The sequence below is a fragment of the Streptomyces sp. NPDC055025 genome (assembly GCF_053608565.1).
This window is the reverse complement of the sequence record NZ_JBSGVS010000083.1, coordinates 17,468-34,884: the sequence shown is the minus strand read 5'-3', so window position 1 is coordinate 34,884 and position 17,417 is coordinate 17,468. Positions and strand designations below refer to the sequence as shown.

The following is a 17,417-nucleotide window of genomic DNA, read 5'->3' as shown; positions in this document are numbered from 1 at the left end:
GGCGTTGACTTTTGGCACGCTGTTGAGTTCTCAAGGAACGGACGCTTCCTTTGTACTCACCCTCACGGGCTTTCCTCCGGGCTTTCCCTTCGGTCTTGCTGTCTTGCGTCTCCGACTTTATCAGAGTTATCTGAGCCGGATTTCCCTCCGCCGGGGAAGGGCTCCAGGCGCTTGCTTTGCCCGGCTTCCCCCTCAGGTGGAGCCGTAAACGTACTGGAGCGGGGGGCGTCGACGCAAATCGAGGCCCCCCGCTCCCGTAGGCGGCGTCAGATGTCGGCCACCGGACAGCAGTTGCCGGCGTCAGACCTCGACCACGACGGGGAGGATCATCGGGCGCCGACGGTAGGTGTCGGAGACCCACTTGCCCACCGAGCGGCGTACGAGCTGCTGGAGCTGGTGCGGTTCCGCCACACCGTCCTGGGCCGATCTGGCGATCGCCTCTTCGACCTTGGGGAGCACGGCGGCGAACGCCGCGTCCTCGATACCGGATCCACGCGCGTGGAAGTGCGGACCGCCGACGACCTTCCCGGTGGTGGAGTCGACCACCACGAAGACCGAGATGATGCCCTCGTCGCCGAGGATGCGGCGGTCCTTGAGGGAGGTCTCGGTGACATCGCCGACCGAGAGGCCGTCGACATAGACATAACCGGCCTGGACCTTGCCCACGATCCTCGCCTTGCCGTCGACCAGATCGACGACCACGCCGTCCTCGGCGATGACGATGTGGTCCTTGGGGACACCCGTCAGGGCGCCCAGTTCGGCGTTGGCGCGCAGATGGCGCCATTCGCCGTGGACAGGCATCAGATTCTTGGGCTTGCAGATGTTGTAGAAGTACAGCAGTTCGCCCGCCGAGGCATGACCGGAGACATGGACCTTGGCATTGCCCTTGTGGATGACATTCGCACCCCACCTGGTCAGGCCGTTGATCACGCGGTAGACCGCGTTCTCGTTGCCCGGGATGAGCGACGACGCCAGGATCACCGTGTCGCCCTGGACGATCCGGATCTGATGATCGCGGTTGGCCATACGCGAGAGCGCGGCCATCGGTTCGCCCTGGGAGCCCGTGCAGACGAGCACGATCTCGTGCTCGGGCAGGTCGTCGAGGGTCTTGACGTCGACGACCAGGCCCGCCGGGACCCGGAGATAGCCGAGATCGCGTGCGATGCCCATGTTGCGGACCATCGAGCGGCCGACGAAGGCGACCCGGCGGCCGTGTTCGTGCGCCGCGTCGAGGATCTGCTGGATGCGGTGGACATGGCTGGCGAAGCTGGCCACGATGATGCGCTTCTGAGCGCTGCCGAACACCTGCCGCAGGACGTTCGAGATGTCCCGCTCGGGCGGGACGAAGCCCGGCACCTCGGCATTGGTGGAGTCGGCCAGCAGCAGGTCGATGCCTTCCTCGCCGAGCTTGGCGAAGGTGGGCAGATCGGTGAGCCTGCGGTCCAGCGGAAGCTGGTCCATCTTGAAGTCGCCGGTGTGGACGGCCATACCCGCGGGAGTGCGGATGGCGACCGCCAGAGCGTCCGGGATGGAGTGGTTGACCGCGACGAACTCGCAGTCGAAGGGACCGATGCGCTCGCGGTGGCCCTCGGTGACCTCAAGGGTGTACGGGCGGATGCGGTGCTCCTGGAGCTTCGCCTCGATCAGCGCGAGGGTCAGCTTCGAGCCGATCAGCGGGATGTCCGCCTTCAGCCGGAGCAGATACGGGACACCGCCGATATGGTCCTCGTGCCCATGCGTGAGGACGATGCCGTCGATGTCGTCGAGGCGGTCCCGGATGGTGGTGAAGTCCGGCAGGATCAGGTCGATGCCGGGCTGTTCCTCCTCCGGGAAGAGCACGCCGCAGTCGACGATGAGCAGACGGCCGTTGTACTCGAAGACCGTCATATTGCGGCCGATCTCACCAAGGCCGCCGAGCGGGGTGACGCGCAAGCCGTTCTTGGGCAGCTTCGGCGGGGCACCGAGTTCAGGATGCGGATGACTCAAAAGACTCTCCTCACCACACACGCCACGTACCGCTGAGGCACGTGGCGCGCATGACATTCGTGCACTTGCTGTTGTCTGTGTTGACCGACTCGTCGGTTTGTCGATGGGTCTGTTGTCTTCGCTTATTCAGTTGTGAAGTCAATGATTAGAGCTGTACCCCGCCGGCCACGAGATCGATCTTGAGCTGGGCGGTTTCCTGGGGGGACAGTTCCACGAGCGGGAGCCGGAGCGGTCCGGCGGGCAGCTTCTGGAGCGCGAGAGCGGCCTTGGTGGTGATGACGCCCTGTGTCCTGAACATGCCGATAAAGACCGGGAGCAGCTTCTGGTGGATCTCGGTGGCCTTGTGGACATCGCCGGTGAGATGGGCGTCGAGCAGCTCGCGCAGCTCCGGGGTGACCACATGGCCGACCACGGAGACGAAGCCCACCGCGCCCACCGAGAGCAGCGGCAGATTGAGCATGTCGTCGCCCGAGTACCAGGCCAGGCCGGACTGGGCGATGGCCCAGCTCGCGCGGCCGAGGTCGCCCTTGGCGTCCTTGTTGGCGACGACGCGCGGGTGCTCGGCGAGACGGACGATCGTCTCGGTGTCGATGGGGACACCGCTGCGGCCCGGGATGTCGTAGAGCATCACCGGCAGGTCCGTGGCGTCGGCGATCGCGGTGAAGTGCCGGAAGAGACCTTCCTGCGGCGGCTTGTTGTAGTACGGCGTCACGGCGAGCAGGCCGTGCGCGCCGGCGCGCTCGGCGGCTCGGGCGAGCTCCAGGCTGTGACGGGTGTCGTTGGTGCCGACGCCCGCGACGATGTGGGCCCTGTCTCCGACCGCCTCCAGGACGGCCCGTACGAGCTGGTCTTTCTCCGCGTCGCTGGTGGTCGGCGACTCACCGGTGGTGCCGTTCAGGATCAGGCCGTCGTTGCCCGCGTCCACGAGGTGGACGGCGAGCCGCTGGGCACCGTCGAGATCGAGTGCGCCGTCCGCCGTGAAGGGCGTGACCATGGCGGTGAGGACCCTCCCGAAGGGGGTCTGCGGAGTGGAGATCGGAGCCATGGGTAACACGCTACTCGCTGCTCAGCTCACCGTGTCCCTTTGGGGGACGGGACAAGAGGAGCCCGGCACTGCCTGCTCGGGGGTTCAAGCAGTGCCGGGTCCGTTTGATCAGCCTAGATGAACTTCTCGAAACGCCGCAATCCGGGCGCTTCGCTCGGCCGCTCGTACACCTGTGCTCAGAGCCCTCCCCGGCCCTGTCCTGAACCGAGCCTAGGGTGCGATGCGGCCATTGGCGTTGAAGGCCGCATGGGTGAGGGGCATGAGCTTCGCCCAGTGCTCCTCCATCCGCTCCCCGACCATCTCGATCTCCCGCTGCGGGAAGGACGGGACCTTCGCCTGTTCGTGCTGGGTGCGCAGACCGAGGAAGTGCATCAGCGAGCGCGCGTTGCACGTCGCGTACATCGACGAGAACAGCCCGACCGGCAGGACCGCGCGGGCCACCTCACGGGCCACACCCTCGGCCAGCATCCGCTGATACGCCTCGTACGCCTGGAGGTAGGAATCCCGCATCGCCCGCTCGGTGAGCTCCTGCTGAGCGGCGCTGCCCGGCACGAATTCGTACTTGCCGGGCCTGCCCCGCTGCACCAGTTTGCGGTCCTCGGCGGGAACGTAGAAGACCGGCTGGAGGTTGCGGTAGCGGCCCGACTCCTCGTTGTACGAGTTGTGCACCACGATTCCGTTGGCGAGGAAGTTGTGCCAGGGGCCCTCGACGGACAGGTCGTAGGTCATCTCCTCGCCGTCGTCCGCGATGGAGACGATCCTGTCCGGCCGGGCGACGGCGGTCCCCGCCCCGGCTCCGGCCGGCGCCCGCCGCTCCTCGGCGCTCTTGCGCGCGTGGCACTCCTCGCACACCGGGGCCAGATTGCTCTCGTCGAGCGCCCGCGTGAGATCGCTCTCCACCGGGATCACATGGTCGAGGGCGAGCGCGCCGCGGGGGAACTCCCCACCGCAGAGATGACAGGAGTCGGTCTCCTCGATCAGCCGCTCGCGCCGCGCCGCGGTCCACACCCCGATTCCGCGGTGCAGGCCCGGCGGCACGGCTGCCGGGGAGGTGTCACGCTCCGTGGTCTCGGCCAGCACCGCGTCGCCCACCACCAGCTCACCGGCCTTGCGCCAGCCGTCCGGGGTCAGTACGGCGTGGTCCACCGTCGAGCGCAGCTCCCGTCCGGCGGCCGTGGTGATCCTGATCAGCGGCTTCACGCCCGACTCGATGACATCGACGATGCGCGCCCGGCGCGCGGTGAGGGTGTCCTCGTCGTAGCAGCGGACATGCGTGCGGCGGGCCGGCTCCAGATTGCGGAGCCGGGTGCCCGGGTGCCGCTCCCTGAATTCCACGACCGCGGACTCGGCGGCTTCCCTGTTCTCGAAAAGGCCGAGGTAGTGGTCGGTATCGTCCCCGTGGACCCGTGCCGTCCACCGGCCGGCCCCGCCGTGCCAGGTGACTCCTCCGGCCGAGTGCGGCAGGCGGTCTCCGGCGTCGAGATGCCAGAGCCGGTGGAGATCCGCGATGGTCCTGCGGCGGAGTGTCCCCGATTCGCTCTCCAGGGTGATCTCGGTGTCGCCCGCGACGCACCACCCCACCCGGTGCCGCATGAACTCGCGGAAGACGAAGATCGGGGCGCTGATGAAGAAGGTCATCGAGTTGTGCTCGAAGGGGCTGCCGTGCCGGTCCCGCATCAGGAAGTTGATGAGCCCCTTCGAGCGCTCGGGGTCCTTCGACACCTCTTCCAGGGACTGCTCCCCCGCTGTGGAGACGCGCGCGGCCCACAGCACATCGGTGTCGCTGGCGGAGTGCTTCAGCAGCTCGACGGTGACATCGCCGCGGAAACTCGGCTTCGTCTCCTCGGGAGTGTCGGCGGGGGTGTCGCTCACCGGCGGGGGTCCTTCCGTTCGCGTCGCTCGGGCGGCGCCTACTCTACGTGGCGGCTCCGACAGCGAAGGCCGGGGCGGCCGCGAGCGGCTTTCATCGATCAATCCGGGAATCCGGGCACCGAATGACGTCATCGCGCGTCCTACCCGATGACAACTTCCCCATGAGCGGCGTCCGTCACGGGATCGCACGAGACCACCAGGAGCATTCTTCTTCCATGTTCCGCCCGCGCGGGGCCGTCCCGTTCGCGTTCGCCGCCGAGGCCGATGTCAGGGGGCGCTGACTCGTCCGGCCCCCCTGGGGTGGTCCGGTGCCGTGCGCGATCGGTAGCCTCACCGGGCACAGCAATCGAGCGTGCTTGTGAGTGAGGATCAGTCGTGCCCCTGCCCTTCCTGACGGCCGACCGGGCTTTTGACGCGACCACCGAGGATGTCGCGCTGCCGTTCGACGATCATGATTCCTGGCGGCGTCCGTACCGCCCCGGCCCCTGGCGGGTGGTGGCGGCGGCGCTGCTTCTGCTGCTCGCCTCCTTCGTTCTGCTGGCGACGATGATCATCGCCTTCGCCGGTGCCCTGCCGGGTACCGTGCTGTGTCTGAGCGTCTCCGCGGTGATGATCGCCGTCGCGCTGCGGCTGCTGCGGGTCGGCGCGTGGGTGAGCCGGCACGGAGTGCGGCGGGTGGCCCTGCTGAGGACCTCGACCGTGGCGTGGGACCAGATCACCGCCGTACGGACGGTCCAGCAGCCGGTGCGCTGGCTCGGGATGCCGCGTACCGTCCAGGGTCAGGCGCTCGTCGTCGTACGCAGGAAGGGCGAGGCCCTGCCGCTGCTGACCGATCACAACGGTGACTTCCTGGCGCGGCCGGAGGCCTTCGACCGGGCGGCCGACACGGTCGAGGCCTGGGGCGACGAGTACCGCCGCCCCTGATCCGCCGCCCCGGGCCCGGGGAACGACCCGCCGACGCGGACACGTCCGTACGGCCCGTACCTCCGTACAGCCCGCAGGCCGTAGCAGTCCGTACGCGTACAGCCTGCCCGTAGACAGTGGAGCGGGGTCCCGCCTGGAAAGGCCGGACCCCGCTCTTCGTGTTCTCGCCCTCGCGGTCCCCGGGTGTCCGGGTGCCCGCGTGTCCGCTCGGCTCAGACCCGGACCGGTCTGCCGTCGTGGAGCGCGATGGCCCGTTGCATCGCCTTGCGGGCACGGGGGGTGTCCCGGGCGTCGTGATAGGCGACGGCGAGCCGGAACCAGCAGCGCCAGTCGTCGGGTGAGTCCTCCGTCTGGGCCCGGCGCTCGGCGAAGACCGCGTCCGCGGAATCCCGGTCGATCCTGCCGCCGGCCGTACGGACCAGTTCGTCCGGCGGCAGCCCGCCCTCGGCGTCCAGCTCCGCCGCGAGACGGTTGGCACGGCTGACGAACTGGGTGTTCTTCCAGAGGAACCAGACACCGATGACCGGCAGCACCAGCACCGCCGCCCCGAGGGCCACGGTGACCGCGGTGCCCTGCTGGATCAGCAGTACACCGCGGCTGCCGACCAGCACGAAGTACACGACGAGAACGGCGGCCGTGACACAGTAGGTGATCTTCGCTCGCATGGATCTCAGTTCAGATCGAGGAAGTGTTCCAGGCCGAAGGTGAGCCCGGGGGTGGAGACCACACGGCGCACACCGAGCAGGATGCCCGGCATGAAGCTGCTGTGGTGCAGGGAGTCGTGGCGGATGGTGAGGGTCTCGCCCTCGCCGCCGAGGATGACCTCCTGATGCGCCAGGAGTCCGCGCAGCCGCACGGAGTGCACCGGCACCCCGTCGACGTCCGCGCCGCGCGCGCCGTCCAGCGCGGTGGCCGTGGCGTCGGGCTGCGGGGCGAGCCCCGCCTCCGTACGGGCCGCGGCGATGAGCTGGGCGGTGCGCTGAGCGGTGCCGGAGGGCGCGTCGACCTTGTTCGGGTGGTGCAGCTCGATGACCTCGACCGACTCGAACCAGCGTGCGGCGGTCTCGGAGAACTTCATGGTGAGAACGGCGCCGATGGAGAAGTTCGGTGCGATCAGCACACCGGTCTCCGGGGCGGCGGCCAGTGCGCCGCGGACCCGCGCGAGCCGCTCGTCGGTCCAGCCGGTGGTTCCGACGACCGCGTGGATGCCATGGCGTAGGCAGAAGTCGAGGTTGTCCAGCACCGCGGCGGGGGTGGTCAGCTCCACCACGACCTGTGCGCCGGACCCGACCAGGGCCTCCAGCTTGTCGTCCCGGTCGAGGGCCGCGACCAGTTCCAGGTCGTCCGCGGCCTCGACGGCCCGTACGGCCTCGGAGCCGATACGGCCCTTGGCACCGAGAACGGCCACACGCAGCTTGCTCATCGCTCTTGCTTCCTTACGGCTTCGGCTTGGCTACGGCTTCGGGGTGCGGGTCAGGAGACGGCTTCGTCGAGGCGGGCCGCCTGCTTCTCCTTCAGCGGACCTATGACCGACAGCGAGGGACGGTGTCCCAGTACATCGCGGGCCACCTCGCCCACCTCGTCCGGGGTGACCGCGGCTATCCGGGCCAGCATCTCGTCGACCGACATCTGGGCACCCCAGCACAGCTCGCTCTTGCCGATGCGGTTCATCAGCGCGCCGGTGTCCTCGAGACCGAGGACCGTGGAGCCGGAGAGCTGTCCGACGGCGCGCGAGATCTCCTCGTCGCTGAGCCCCTCGGCCGCGACCCGGTCGAGTTCGTCGCGGCAGATCTTCAGCACATCGTGGACCTGGCTCGGGCGGCAGCCCGCGTACACCCCGAAGAGCCCGCAGTCGGCGAAGCCCGAGGTGTACGAGTACACGCTGTAGGCCAGCCCGCGCTTCTCCCGTACCTCCTGGAAGAGGCGGGAGCTCATCCCGCCGCCGAGGGCGGTGTTCAGTACGCCGAGGGCCCAGCGGCGCTCGTCGGTACGGGACAGCCCCGGCATCCCGAGGACCACATGGGCCTGTTCGGTCTTGCGGTCGAGCAGATCGACGCGGCCCGCGGTGCGCACCGTGCGCCGGCCCTCACGAGGTGCCACGGGGGTGGCGTCCGTGCGGGAGAGGGCACCGGCCTTCTCGAACGCCTTGCGGACCTGCCGTACCACCGTGGCGTGGTCGACGTTGCCCGCGGCGGCGACGATGAGATGCCTGGGGTCGTAGTGCTTCTTGTAGAAGCGCGCGATCCGGTCGCGGTCCAGGCTGTTGACGGTCTCGACGGTGCCGAGGACCGGCCGGCCGAGGGGGGTGTCACCGAACATGGTGTGCGCGAAGAGATCGTGCACGCAGTCGCCCGGGTCGTCCTCGGTCATGGCGATCTCTTCGAGGACGACACCGCGCTCGGCGTCGACGTCCGCGGCCTCGATGAGCGATCCGGTGAGCATGTCGCAGACGACGTCGATGGCCAGCGGCAGATCGGTGTCGAGCACACGCGCGTAGTAGCAGGTGTACTCCTTCGCCGTGAAGGCGTTCATCTCACCGCCGACCGCGTCGATGGCGGAGGAGATGTCCAGGGCGCTGCGCCGGCCGGTGCCCTTGAAGAGGAGGTGCTCCAGATAGTGGGTGGCGCCGTTGAGGGCGGGCGTCTCGTCACGCGAGCCGACCTGGACCCAGATGCCGAAGGTCGCGGAGCGGACCGAGGGCAGGGTTTCGGTGACGACACGCAGACCGCCGGGGAGGGTCGTACGGCGGACCGTGCCGATGCCGTTCTCGCCCTTGAGCAGGGTTTGGGTACGGGCAACGGCCCGCGCCTCCGAGGAGGTGCGGGCCGTCGCCTGGAAGCCGGCCGTCACTGGGTCGCGTCGTCCTTCGCCTCTTCGGAGTCCGCGGCCTCTTCGCCCTCGATCACGGGGATGAGGGAGAGCTTGCCGCGCTGGTCGATCTCGGCGATCTCGACCTGGACCTTCTGGCCGACACCGAGGACGTCCTCGACGTTCTCCACACGCTTGCCGCCGGCGAGCTTGCGGATCTGCGAGATGTGCAGCAGACCGTCCTTGCCCGGGAGCAGCGACACGAACGCGCCGAAGGTGGTCGTCTTGACGACCGTACCCAGATAGCGCTCGCCGACCTCCGGCATGGTCGGGTTGGCGATGCCGTTGATCGTGGCGCGGGCGGCCTCGGCGGCCGGTCCGTCGGCGGCACCGATGTAGATGGTGCCGTCGTCCTCGATCGTGATGTCGGCGCCGGTGTCCTCCTGGATCTGGTTGATCATCTTGCCCTTGGGGCCGATGACCTCACCGATCTTGTCCACCGGGATCTTGACGGTGATGATCCGCGGGGCGTTCGGGGACATCTCGTCCGGGACGTCGATGGCCTCGTTCATCACATCAAGGATGTGGAGGCGGGCGTCGCGGGCCTGCTTCAGCGCGGCGGCCAGGACCGAGGCGGGGATGCCGTCGAGCTTGGTGTCGAGCTGGAGCGCGGTGACGAAGGTCTTCGTACCGGCGACCTTGAAGTCCATGTCACCGAAGGCGTCCTCCGCACCGAGGATGTCGGTGAGGGTGACGTAGTGGGTCTCGCCTTCGATCTCCTGGGAGATCAGACCCATGGCGATACCGGCGACGGGGGCCTTGAGCGGCACACCGGCGTTCAGCAGCGACATGGTGGAGGCGCAGACCGAGCCCATGGACGTCGAGCCGTTGGAGCTCAGCGCCTCGGAGACCTGGCGGATGGCGTACGGGAACTCCTCGCGCGTCGGCAGCACCGGCACGAGCGCACGCTCGGCCAGGGCGCCGTGGCCGATCTCGCGGCGCTTCGGCGAGCCGACACGGCCGGTCTCACCGGTGGAGTACGGCGGGAAGTTGTAGTTGTGCATGTAGCGCTTGCGGGTGACCGGGGAGAGCGTGTCGAGCTGCTGCTCCATCCGGAGCATGTTGAGGGTGGTGACGCCCAGGATCTGGGTCTCGCCACGCTCGAAGAGCGCCGAACCGTGCACGCGCGGGATGGCCTCGACCTCGGCGGCGAGCGTACGGATGTCCGTGACGCCACGGCCGTCGATACGGACCTTCTCCTTGATGACGCGCTCACGGACCAGGGACTTGGTCAGCGAGCGGTACGCGGCGGAGATCTCCTTCTCGCGGCCCTCGAACTGCGGGAGCAGCTTCTCGCCGGCGAGGACCTTGACGCGGTCCAGCTCGGCCTCGCGCTCCTGCTTGCCCGCGATGGTGAGCGCCTGGGCCAGCTCGGACCTGACGGCCGAGCTGAGCGCCTCCAGGACGTCGTCCTCGTAGTCGAGGAAGATCGGGAACTCGCCGGTGGGCTTGGCGGCCTTGGCGGCGAGGTCCGACTGCGCCTTGCAGAGGACCTTGATGAAGGGCTTGGCCGCCTCGAGACCGGCGGCGACGATCTCCTCGGTGGGAGCCTCGGCGCCGTCCTTGACGAGTTGGATGGTCTTCTCGGTGGCCTCGGCCTCGACCATCATGATCGCGACGTCGCCGTCGTCTAGGACCCGGCCGGCGACGACCATGTCGAAGACGGCCTCCTCCAGCTCGGTGTGGGTCGGGAAGGCGACCCACTGGCCCTTGATCAGGGCGACCCGGGTGCCGCCGATGGGGCCGGAGAAGGGCAGGCCCGCGAGCTGCGTGGAGCAGGAGGCGGCGTTGATCGCGACCACGTCGTAGAGATGGTCGGGGTTGAGCGCCATGATCGTCTCGACGACCTGGATCTCGTTGCGCAGGCCCTTCCTGAAGGACGGGCGCAGCGGGCGGTCGATGAGCCGGCAGGTGAGGATGGCGTCCTCGGAGGGACGGCCCTCGCGGCGGAAGAAGGAGCCGGGGATCTTGCCGGCGGCGTACATCCGCTCCTCGACGTCCACCGTCAGGGGGAAGAAGTCGAGCTGGTCCTTGGGCTTCTTGGAGGCGGTGGTGGCCGACAGCACCATGGTGTCGTCGTCCAGGTAGGCCACGGCGGAGCCGGCGGCCTGGCGGGCCAGCCGGCCCGTCTCGAAGCGGATGGTGCGGGTGCCGAAGGTTCCGTTGTCGATAACGGCCTCGGCGTAGTGGGTCTCGTTCTCCACTAGTGATTTCTCCTCGTCTTCGTCCGGTGCCCGTGTGGCAGGGGACGTGGCGGAGAAGCGCTCCTTGGTGCGGGCCGGTCTTCGATCGAAGCACCCGGGACCGCGGCATGGGCCGCGCGTCCTTCCGGGCGCCACTACCGAGGACCGGCGGCGGCGGAGGTCGCTCCTCCTCTTCCTCTTCAGTTGTACTCGTACGTCTTCAGTTGTACTTGTGCGTCCAGGTTACTGAGCTTCGCCGGGGGACGACATTCCGATCGTCCCGGGCCGGTGCTCGCGATCGCCCGTACGTTCGACGAAACCGTCCCGTACACAGGGAATGTCCTGTACATACGGCAAAGGGAGCGGTCCCCGGATGGTGGGAACCGCTCCCTTCACGGTGTCTTACTTGGCACCGCCGGCCGCACCGCGGCGGATGCCCAGGCGGTCGACCAGCGCACGGAAACGCTGGATGTCCTTCTTGGCCAGGTACTGGAGCAGCCGGCGGCGCTGGCCGACCAGGATCAGCAGACCGCGACGGGAGTGGTGGTCGTGCTTGTGGGTCTTGAGGTGCTCGGTCAGGTCCGAGATCCGGCGCGACAGCATGGCGACCTGGACCTCGGGGGAGCCGGTGTCACCTTCCTTGGTGCCGAACTCGGTCATGATCTGCTTCTTCGTAACGGCGTCAAGCGACACGCGTACTCCTCGTGGGTCTTCATGGCCACCGAGTGCCCCAGGTCGAATACTCTGGGGAGCTTCCGTTACTCGGGAGGCGGGGTCCGCTGGGCGTCGATCGCGGAGCGAAGGCTCCGGGGTCACCTACACAGACGGCCGTCACACAGGGTACCAGTCCCCGGACGCGCCCCCGGCCACGGGCGGGGAGTCCGTACGGGGGCAGGGGAACGCGGCCCGGACAGGACCTGGCCGGTGAGGGCGGGGACTAGCTGGTGAGGGCGCGGGCGGCGGTGAAGACGTCGAGGACCGCCAGACAGAGCGGCACCAGCGAGAGCAGCACCGCGCCCTCGGCGAGATCGAGGAGCCGGCCCCAGAAGGGCGAGAGGCCCTTGTGCGGGACGACCAGACCGATGGCGGTGATCAGGGCGGCGCCCGCGGCGACGCACGCGGCGAGCCAGATCGTACGGATGTCGAGGGCGCCGCGGTCGCCGTAGGTGAGGAACTCCCTGACCAGGTCGGCGGGCGGGTTCAGGGAGAGGCCGAGGACCAGCAGCGCGATCGCCGAGATACCCGCGGCCAGGACACAGGTGACCTGCGAGGTGTAACGGAAGAGGCGGGCGCGCAGCAGCATCGCGAGACCGGCCGCGAGGGCGAGCAACTGGCCCCAAACGGTGTCCGAGAAGCCGAGCACCGCCGCGGCGCCGACGACGACCGCGGCGCAGCCGCCGACCAGGCCGAGCAGCATCTCGTGGCCGCGGCGGGCCTGGGCGGCGATGCGCTCGGCGTCGACGGGCTCCGCGTCGGGGGCGGCGTGCGGATCGGCGAAGGTGTCGTCGCCGTACTCGGCGCCCGCGGCGCCGCGCGGCGAGGCGTAGCCGATGGGCAGCCGGGCGAAGCGGGCGGAGAGACCGGGCAGGAAGGCGACGATCCCGATGGCGACCGGGGCGCAGACGGCGGCGGTCCCGGTGGCCGACGCCTCCGTCAGGATCATCACGAAGGTCGCGAGGGTGCCGACGGTGGCCAGGAAGGTCGCGGCCACGAAGGGGGCGTCGCCGCTCGGGGTGAGCGCGACGAGGACGACGGAGGCCACCAGTACGGTGACGCAGCCGAGCAGGAACTGGAGCCGGCCGGGGCCCTGGCCCGGGTCGGGGCCGATGATCCCGGAGCCGCCGATCAGCAGCAGCGGCAGGGCGCCGAGTCCGAGCGCCACGGCCGTGGCGCGGTCCGCGTAGACCCTGGCCCGTACGCCCGCGAAGGCGGTCAGCAGCACACCGGCCGCGCCCGCGATGACACCGGGAAGGCCGTGCATGTCGTGGCGGACGGGATCGGCGAACCAGAGGACGAAGCCCATGAGGACGAGCAGCAGGACCCCGCCGATCAGACCGGCGGAGCGCAGCAGTTCGTCGCTCCAGAGATGACGGTCGCGCCGGACCGCGGAGGCGACGGCGTCCGAGACGTCGTCGAAGACCGCGGGCGGCAGGGACTCGGCGAAGGGCCGCAGACTGAGGACCTCGCCGTCGAGCACCCGCTGGGCGACCAGGGTGCGGGCGCCGTCGAGCACCGTGCCGTCACGCCGGACCAGGTGATATCCGGTGGGGGTGCCCGCGATCTGGGTCTGGCCGGTCAGTCGCAGGATCTCCGGGTGGATGTCGGCGACGGGGATGTCCTCCGGGAGCGCGACATCGATCCTGCTGTCCGGCGCCACGACAGTGACGCGGCAGAAACCCGTCGCTGCGGTCGTACTCACGTGTCCGTCCCCCTGATTCGCGGTTGCGCACGCTGCGCGCGCCACCCTACCGGGGCGTCGCGCGGAGGTCTGCAAGTAGGATCGCCGTCGCGCGGAGGGAGGCCGTCGCCACGGGGGCGCCGGTACGGAACTGCCCGTCCGTCTTGAGGGATTGATGCGCCGGTGAGCCAGATCGTCGTCAAACGCCCACCACGGTCCCTTCCACCGGAAGTGCCCACGGATGCCCTTGCCCTGGAGGCCCCGCCGGAACTGCCGCGCGGGCAGCAGGAGGGCATGCTGATGCAGGTCCTGCCGGTGCTCGGCATGGGCTCGTCGGTGGTCTTCTTCTTCTCACCGCAAGCGCCGCCGTTCATGCGGATCATGGGCGTGCTGATGCTGTTCTCGACGGTGGCGATGATCGTCGCGCAGATCGTCAGATTCCGCCGCGGTACGCAGGGGCAAATGGCCGATGTCCGGCGCGACTACCTCAAGTACCTGGCGCAGACACGGCGTACGGTCCGCAGGACGGCGCGGACGCAGCGCGACGCCCAGCTCTATCTGCACCCCTCCCCCGAGCAGCTCTGGTCGGTGGTGGCCGAGGGGTCGCGGGTGTGGGAACGGCGCGTCGGCGACGGGGACTTCGGGCAGCTGAGGATCGGGCTCGGCGCGCAGCAGCTCGCCACCGCGCTGGTCGCGCCCGACACGGCGCCGGTCGATGAGCTGGAGCCGCTGTGCGCCGGGGCGATGCAGCGGTTCCTCGCGGTGCACGGCTCGCTGGACGGGCTGCCGATGGCCGTGTCGATGCGCGCTTTCTACCATGTGACGGTCTCGGGTGAGCCGGAGTCGGCGCACTCGGCGGCGCGCGCGCTGGTCGCCCAGCTGGTGACGCTGCACTCGCCCGAGGATGTGATGGTCGCGGTGGTGGCGGCGCCGGGGGCGGTCGCGCGCTGGGACTGGACGAAGTGGCTGCCGCACACACAGGTGCCGGGACAGCTCGACGGTGCCGGTACGAAGCGGCTGTTCGGCGACGATCTCGGGGAACTGGAACAGCTGCTGCGCGGCAGCCTGGACGGGCGGCCCCGGTTCGGCCGGGACAGCCGGCCGGTGCTGGACCAGCCGCATGTGGTGGTGGTGCTGGACGGCGGGATGGTGCCGCCGGACTCGCTGTTCGCGGCGGCCGAGGGGTTGCAGGGCGTGACGATCGTGGAGGTCGTGTCCGGGGAACTGGACGAGCCGCGCGGCGGTCTCTCCGTGAAGGTGCGGCCGGGGCGGCTGCGGCTGGAGTCCGGCGGGGGTCTGGCGTACGAGGGGGTGCCGGACGGGATCTCGCTGCCCGCCGCCGAAGCGCTCGCACGACAGCTCGCCCCGCTGCGGACGGGCGGCGGCGACGAGGACGAACCGCTGCTGGCCAATCTGGACTTCACGGATCTGCTCGATCTGGGCGACGCGGCGGCGGTCGATGTGGCCCGTACCTGGCGTCCCCGGTCGACGGCCGAGCGGCTGCGGGTGCCGATCGGTGTCGGCGAGGACGGCCGGCCGGTGATGCTGGACCTCAAGGAGGCCGCGCAGGAGGGCATGGGACCGCACGGGCTCTGTGTCGGCGCGACCGGTTCCGGCAAGTCGGAGCTGCTGCGCACCCTGGTGCTCGGGCTCGCCGTCACCCACTCCTCGGAGACGCTGAACTTCGTCCTCGCCGACTTCAAGGGCGGTGCGACCTTCGCCGGGATGTCGCAGATGCCGCATGTGGCGGCCGTCATCACCAACCTGGCGGACGATCTGACCCTGGTCGACCGGATGGGCGACGCGATCCGCGGTGAGCTCCAGCGCCGTCAGGAGCTGCTGCGCTCGGCGGGCAACTACGCCAATATCCACGACTACGAGAAGGCGCGGGCGGCGGGCGCCGCGCTGGAGCCGCTGGCCTCGCTCGTTCTCGTGATCGACGAGTTCTCCGAACTGCTCACCGCCAAGCCGGACTTCATCGACATGTTCATCCAGATCGGCCGGATCGGCCGGTCGCTGGGTGTGCATCTGCTGCTCGCCTCGCAGCGGCTGGAGGAGGGCAAGCTGCGCGGGCTCGACACGTATCTCTCGTACCGGATCGGTCTGCGGACGTTCTCCGCGGCCGAGTCGCGTACGGCGCTGGGGGTGCCGGACGCGTACCACCTGCCGTCGGTGCCCGGCTCCGGCTATCTCAAGTTCGGTACGGACGAGATGACCCGCTTCAAGGCGGCGTATGTCTCCGGTACGTACCGCACCGGCGGTCCCGATCTCCCGGTGGGACAGCTCCATGTCGAGCGGCGGCCCGCGCTCTTCACCGCCACGCCGGTGCCGGTGGTGTACGCGGCGCCGGATCCGGCCGCCGTGCTCACGCCCTCGACCTCGGAGGACGACGCGCTGGCGGACACGGTCCTCGATGTGATCGTGCGCCGGCTGGACGGGCAGGGGGTGCCCGCGCACCAGGTGTGGCTGCCGCCGCTGGACGAGGCGCCGACGCTCGACCAGTTGCTGCCCGGGATCGCGGTGACCGGGGAGCGCGGGCTGAACGCGACCGAGTACACCCGTCCCGGCGGTCTCACCGTTCCGCTCGGTCTGATCGACAAGCCCTTCGAGCAGCGCCGTGAGGTGCTCTACCGGGACTTCTCCGGCGCGGCCGGCCATATGCTCGTGGTGGGCGGTCCGCAGTCCGGCAAGTCGACGCTGATGCGGACGCTGATCGCGTCGTTCGCCCTGACCCACACCCCGCACGAAGTGCAGTTCTACGCGCTGGACTTCGGCGGTGGCGGCCTTGCCTCGCTCGCCGATCTGCCGCATGTCGGCGGGGTCGCGTCCCGGCTCGACCCCGAGCGGGTCCGGCGCGCGGTCGCGGAGGTGCTGGGGGTGCTCAACCGGCGCGAGGAGTTCTTCCGTTCGCACGGCATCGACTCCATCGCGACGTACCGGCGCAGGCGGGCGGCGGGCGAACTGCCCGGCGAGGCCTGGGGTGATGTCTTCCTGGTCATCGACGGCTGGGGCGGTTTCAAGAACGACTACGACATGCTGGAGCCGGTCATCTCCGACCTGGCGGCGCGCGGTCTGGGCTACGGCGTCCATGTCGTGGTCACCGCGGCGCGCTACATGGAGGTGCGCGCGGCGCTCAAGGACCAGATGCTGGGCCGGCTGGAGCTGCGGCTCGGCGATGTCATGGACTCGGAGTTCGACCGCAAGGTCGCGGCCAATGTCCCCACGGGGGTGCCGGGCCGTGGCCAGGTGCCCGAGAAGCTGCACTTCATGGGCGGGCTGCCGCGTATCGACGGGGTGAGCGGCGCCGCCGACCTCTCCGACGGCCAGACGGCGTTCGTCCGCGCGGTGAGGGAGGGCTGGACGGGGCCCGCGGCGCCGACGGTACGGCTGCTGCCGCGCAGGCTGCCCGTCGAACAGCTCCCGAAGGGCTTCGAGTTCCCGCAGCACGGCATCGCGATCGGTATCGACGAGACCAATCTGGAGCCGGTGTTCGTCGACTTCGAGACCGACCCGTTCTTCCTGATCTTCGGGGAGAGCGAGTCCGGGAAGACCGCGCTGCTGCGGCTGATCGCCAAGCAGATCTCCGAGCGGTACGCCCCGGAGCAGGCGCGGATCGTGGTCGGTGACTACCGGCGCTCGCTGCTGGAGGCCGTACCGTCCTCGCATCTGCTGGAGTACGCGCCGATGGCGGCGGCCATGCAGATGCATATGGACGCCATCGGCACGGTGATGCAGAAGCGGGCGCCGAAGCCGGACATCACTCCGCAGCAGCTCCGCGACCGGAGCTGGTGGAACGGTCCGCAGCTCTTCGTGTTCATCGACGACTACGAACTGGTCGCGACCAACTCGGGCAATCCGCTGGCGGGTCTGGTGGAGCACCTTCCCTTCGCGCGGGACGTCGGTATCCGCTTCATCGTCGCGCGCAGCGCGGCGGGCGCGTCGCGCGCGATGTACGAGCCGTTCATGCAGCGGATGAAGGAACTGGGCGCCCAGGGCGTGATCCTCTCCGGTGATCCGGGCGAGGGCGACATCCTCGGCAATGTCAGGGCCCGTCCGATGCCTCCGGGCCGTGGCACCTTCGTCTCGCGCAAGCGCGGCGCGCCCCTGGTACAGGCGGGGTGGCTGTCGGACAGGCCCTAGG

Annotated in this window: 11 protein-coding genes and 1 pseudogene; 2 read left to right on the top strand and 10 right to left on the bottom strand. The window is 69.5% G+C overall.

Annotated elements, in window-relative coordinates; translation table 11 throughout:
• Positions 1–300 precede the first annotated feature (300 nt).
• The 4 genes and pseudogenes from ACWGDX_RS35160 to ACWGDX_RS35145 form a co-directional block, all read right to left on the bottom strand.
• The gene (locus tag ACWGDX_RS35160) at positions 301–1,986 is read right to left on the bottom strand and encodes a ribonuclease J (protein WP_363084846.1); all 1,686 of its coding nucleotides are present in this window, start codon (positions 1,984–1,986) and stop codon (positions 301–303) included.
• Positions 1,987–2,131: 145 nt separating this feature from the next.
• Positions 2,132–3,031 (bottom strand): 4-hydroxy-tetrahydrodipicolinate synthase, encoded by a 900-nt coding sequence (gene dapA / locus ACWGDX_RS35155; protein ID WP_453632272.1) that lies wholly within the window; start codon positions 3,029–3,031, stop codon positions 2,132–2,134.
• A 210-nt stretch (positions 3,032–3,241) separates the two neighbouring features.
• Complete coding sequence (gene thyX / locus ACWGDX_RS35150; protein WP_453632275.1) at positions 3,242–4,624, bottom strand: FAD-dependent thymidylate synthase; 1,383 nt, start codon at positions 4,622–4,624, stop codon at positions 3,242–3,244.
• Positions 4,604–4,903: pseudogene (locus ACWGDX_RS35145) on the bottom strand (FAD-dependent thymidylate synthase); the annotation flags it as partial. The pseudogene ACWGDX_RS35145 and the gene thyX, both read right to left, overlap by 21 nt.
• Before the next feature lie 375 nt (positions 4,904–5,278).
• Between ACWGDX_RS35145 and ACWGDX_RS35140 the strand changes: the two are divergent.
• Positions 5,279–5,827 carry a hypothetical protein gene (locus tag ACWGDX_RS35140; RefSeq protein ID WP_453632270.1) on the top strand — a complete coding sequence of 183 codons (549 nt, stop codon included), beginning with the start codon at positions 5,279–5,281 and terminating at the stop codon, positions 5,825–5,827.
• A 212-nt stretch (positions 5,828–6,039) separates the two neighbouring features.
• On the opposite strand, the gene ACWGDX_RS35135 is transcribed toward ACWGDX_RS35140, so the two are convergent.
• The 6 genes from ACWGDX_RS35135 to eccD all read right to left on the bottom strand — a co-directional run bounded on the left by ACWGDX_RS35135 (position 6,040) and on the right by eccD (position 13,297).
• Positions 6,040–6,492: a hypothetical protein gene (locus ACWGDX_RS35135; RefSeq protein WP_453632268.1), complete on the bottom strand. Its 453-nt coding sequence runs from the start codon at positions 6,490–6,492 to the stop codon at positions 6,040–6,042.
• Between the two features lie 5 nt (positions 6,493–6,497).
• A complete protein-coding gene (gene dapB / locus ACWGDX_RS35130; protein WP_453632266.1) occupies positions 6,498–7,250 on the bottom strand; it encodes a 4-hydroxy-tetrahydrodipicolinate reductase in 753 nt (250 codons plus the stop codon).
• A 50-nt stretch (positions 7,251–7,300) separates the two neighbouring features.
• Positions 7,301–8,677 (bottom strand): M16 family metallopeptidase, encoded by a 1,377-nt coding sequence (locus ACWGDX_RS35125; protein WP_453632264.1) that lies wholly within the window; start codon positions 8,675–8,677, stop codon positions 7,301–7,303.
• A complete protein-coding gene (locus ACWGDX_RS35120; protein WP_453632262.1) occupies positions 8,674–10,899 on the bottom strand; it encodes a polyribonucleotide nucleotidyltransferase in 2,226 nt (741 codons plus the stop codon). Before ACWGDX_RS35120 ends, ACWGDX_RS35125 begins: the two co-directional genes overlap by 4 nt.
• Positions 10,900–11,280: 381 nt before the next feature.
• On the bottom strand, positions 11,281–11,571 hold the full coding sequence (gene rpsO, locus ACWGDX_RS35115; protein ID WP_389792151.1) for a 30S ribosomal protein S15: 291 nt from the start codon (positions 11,569–11,571) through the stop codon (positions 11,281–11,283).
• A gap of 244 nt (positions 11,572–11,815) precedes the next feature.
• Positions 11,816–13,297 (bottom strand): type VII secretion integral membrane protein EccD, encoded by a 1,482-nt coding sequence (eccD, locus tag ACWGDX_RS35110; protein WP_453632260.1) that lies wholly within the window; start codon positions 13,295–13,297, stop codon positions 11,816–11,818.
• A 162-nt stretch (positions 13,298–13,459) separates the two neighbouring features.
• Between eccD and eccCa the strand changes: the two genes are divergently transcribed.
• Positions 13,460–17,416 (top strand): type VII secretion protein EccCa, encoded by a 3,957-nt coding sequence (gene eccCa, locus ACWGDX_RS35105; protein WP_453632258.1) that lies wholly within the window; start codon positions 13,460–13,462, stop codon positions 17,414–17,416.
• The last annotated feature ends 1 nt before the right edge of the window (position 17,417 follow it).

What these genes read in the sequence shown, in the direction of transcription:
- ACWGDX_RS35135 (WP_453632268.1), bottom strand. Translation starts at nt 6,492, where the DNA reads ATGCGAGCGAAGATCACCTACTGTGTCACGGCCGCCGTTCTCGTCGTG.
- thyX (WP_453632275.1), bottom strand. Translation starts at nt 4,624, where the DNA reads ATGCGGCACCGGGTGGGGTGGTGCGTCGCGGGCGACACCGAGATCACC.
- dapB (WP_453632266.1), bottom strand. Translation starts at nt 7,250, where the DNA reads ATGAGCAAGCTGCGTGTGGCCGTTCTCGGTGCCAAGGGCCGTATCGGC.
- dapA (WP_453632272.1), bottom strand. Translation starts at nt 3,031, where the DNA reads ATGGCTCCGATCTCCACTCCGCAGACCCCCTTCGGGAGGGTCCTCACC.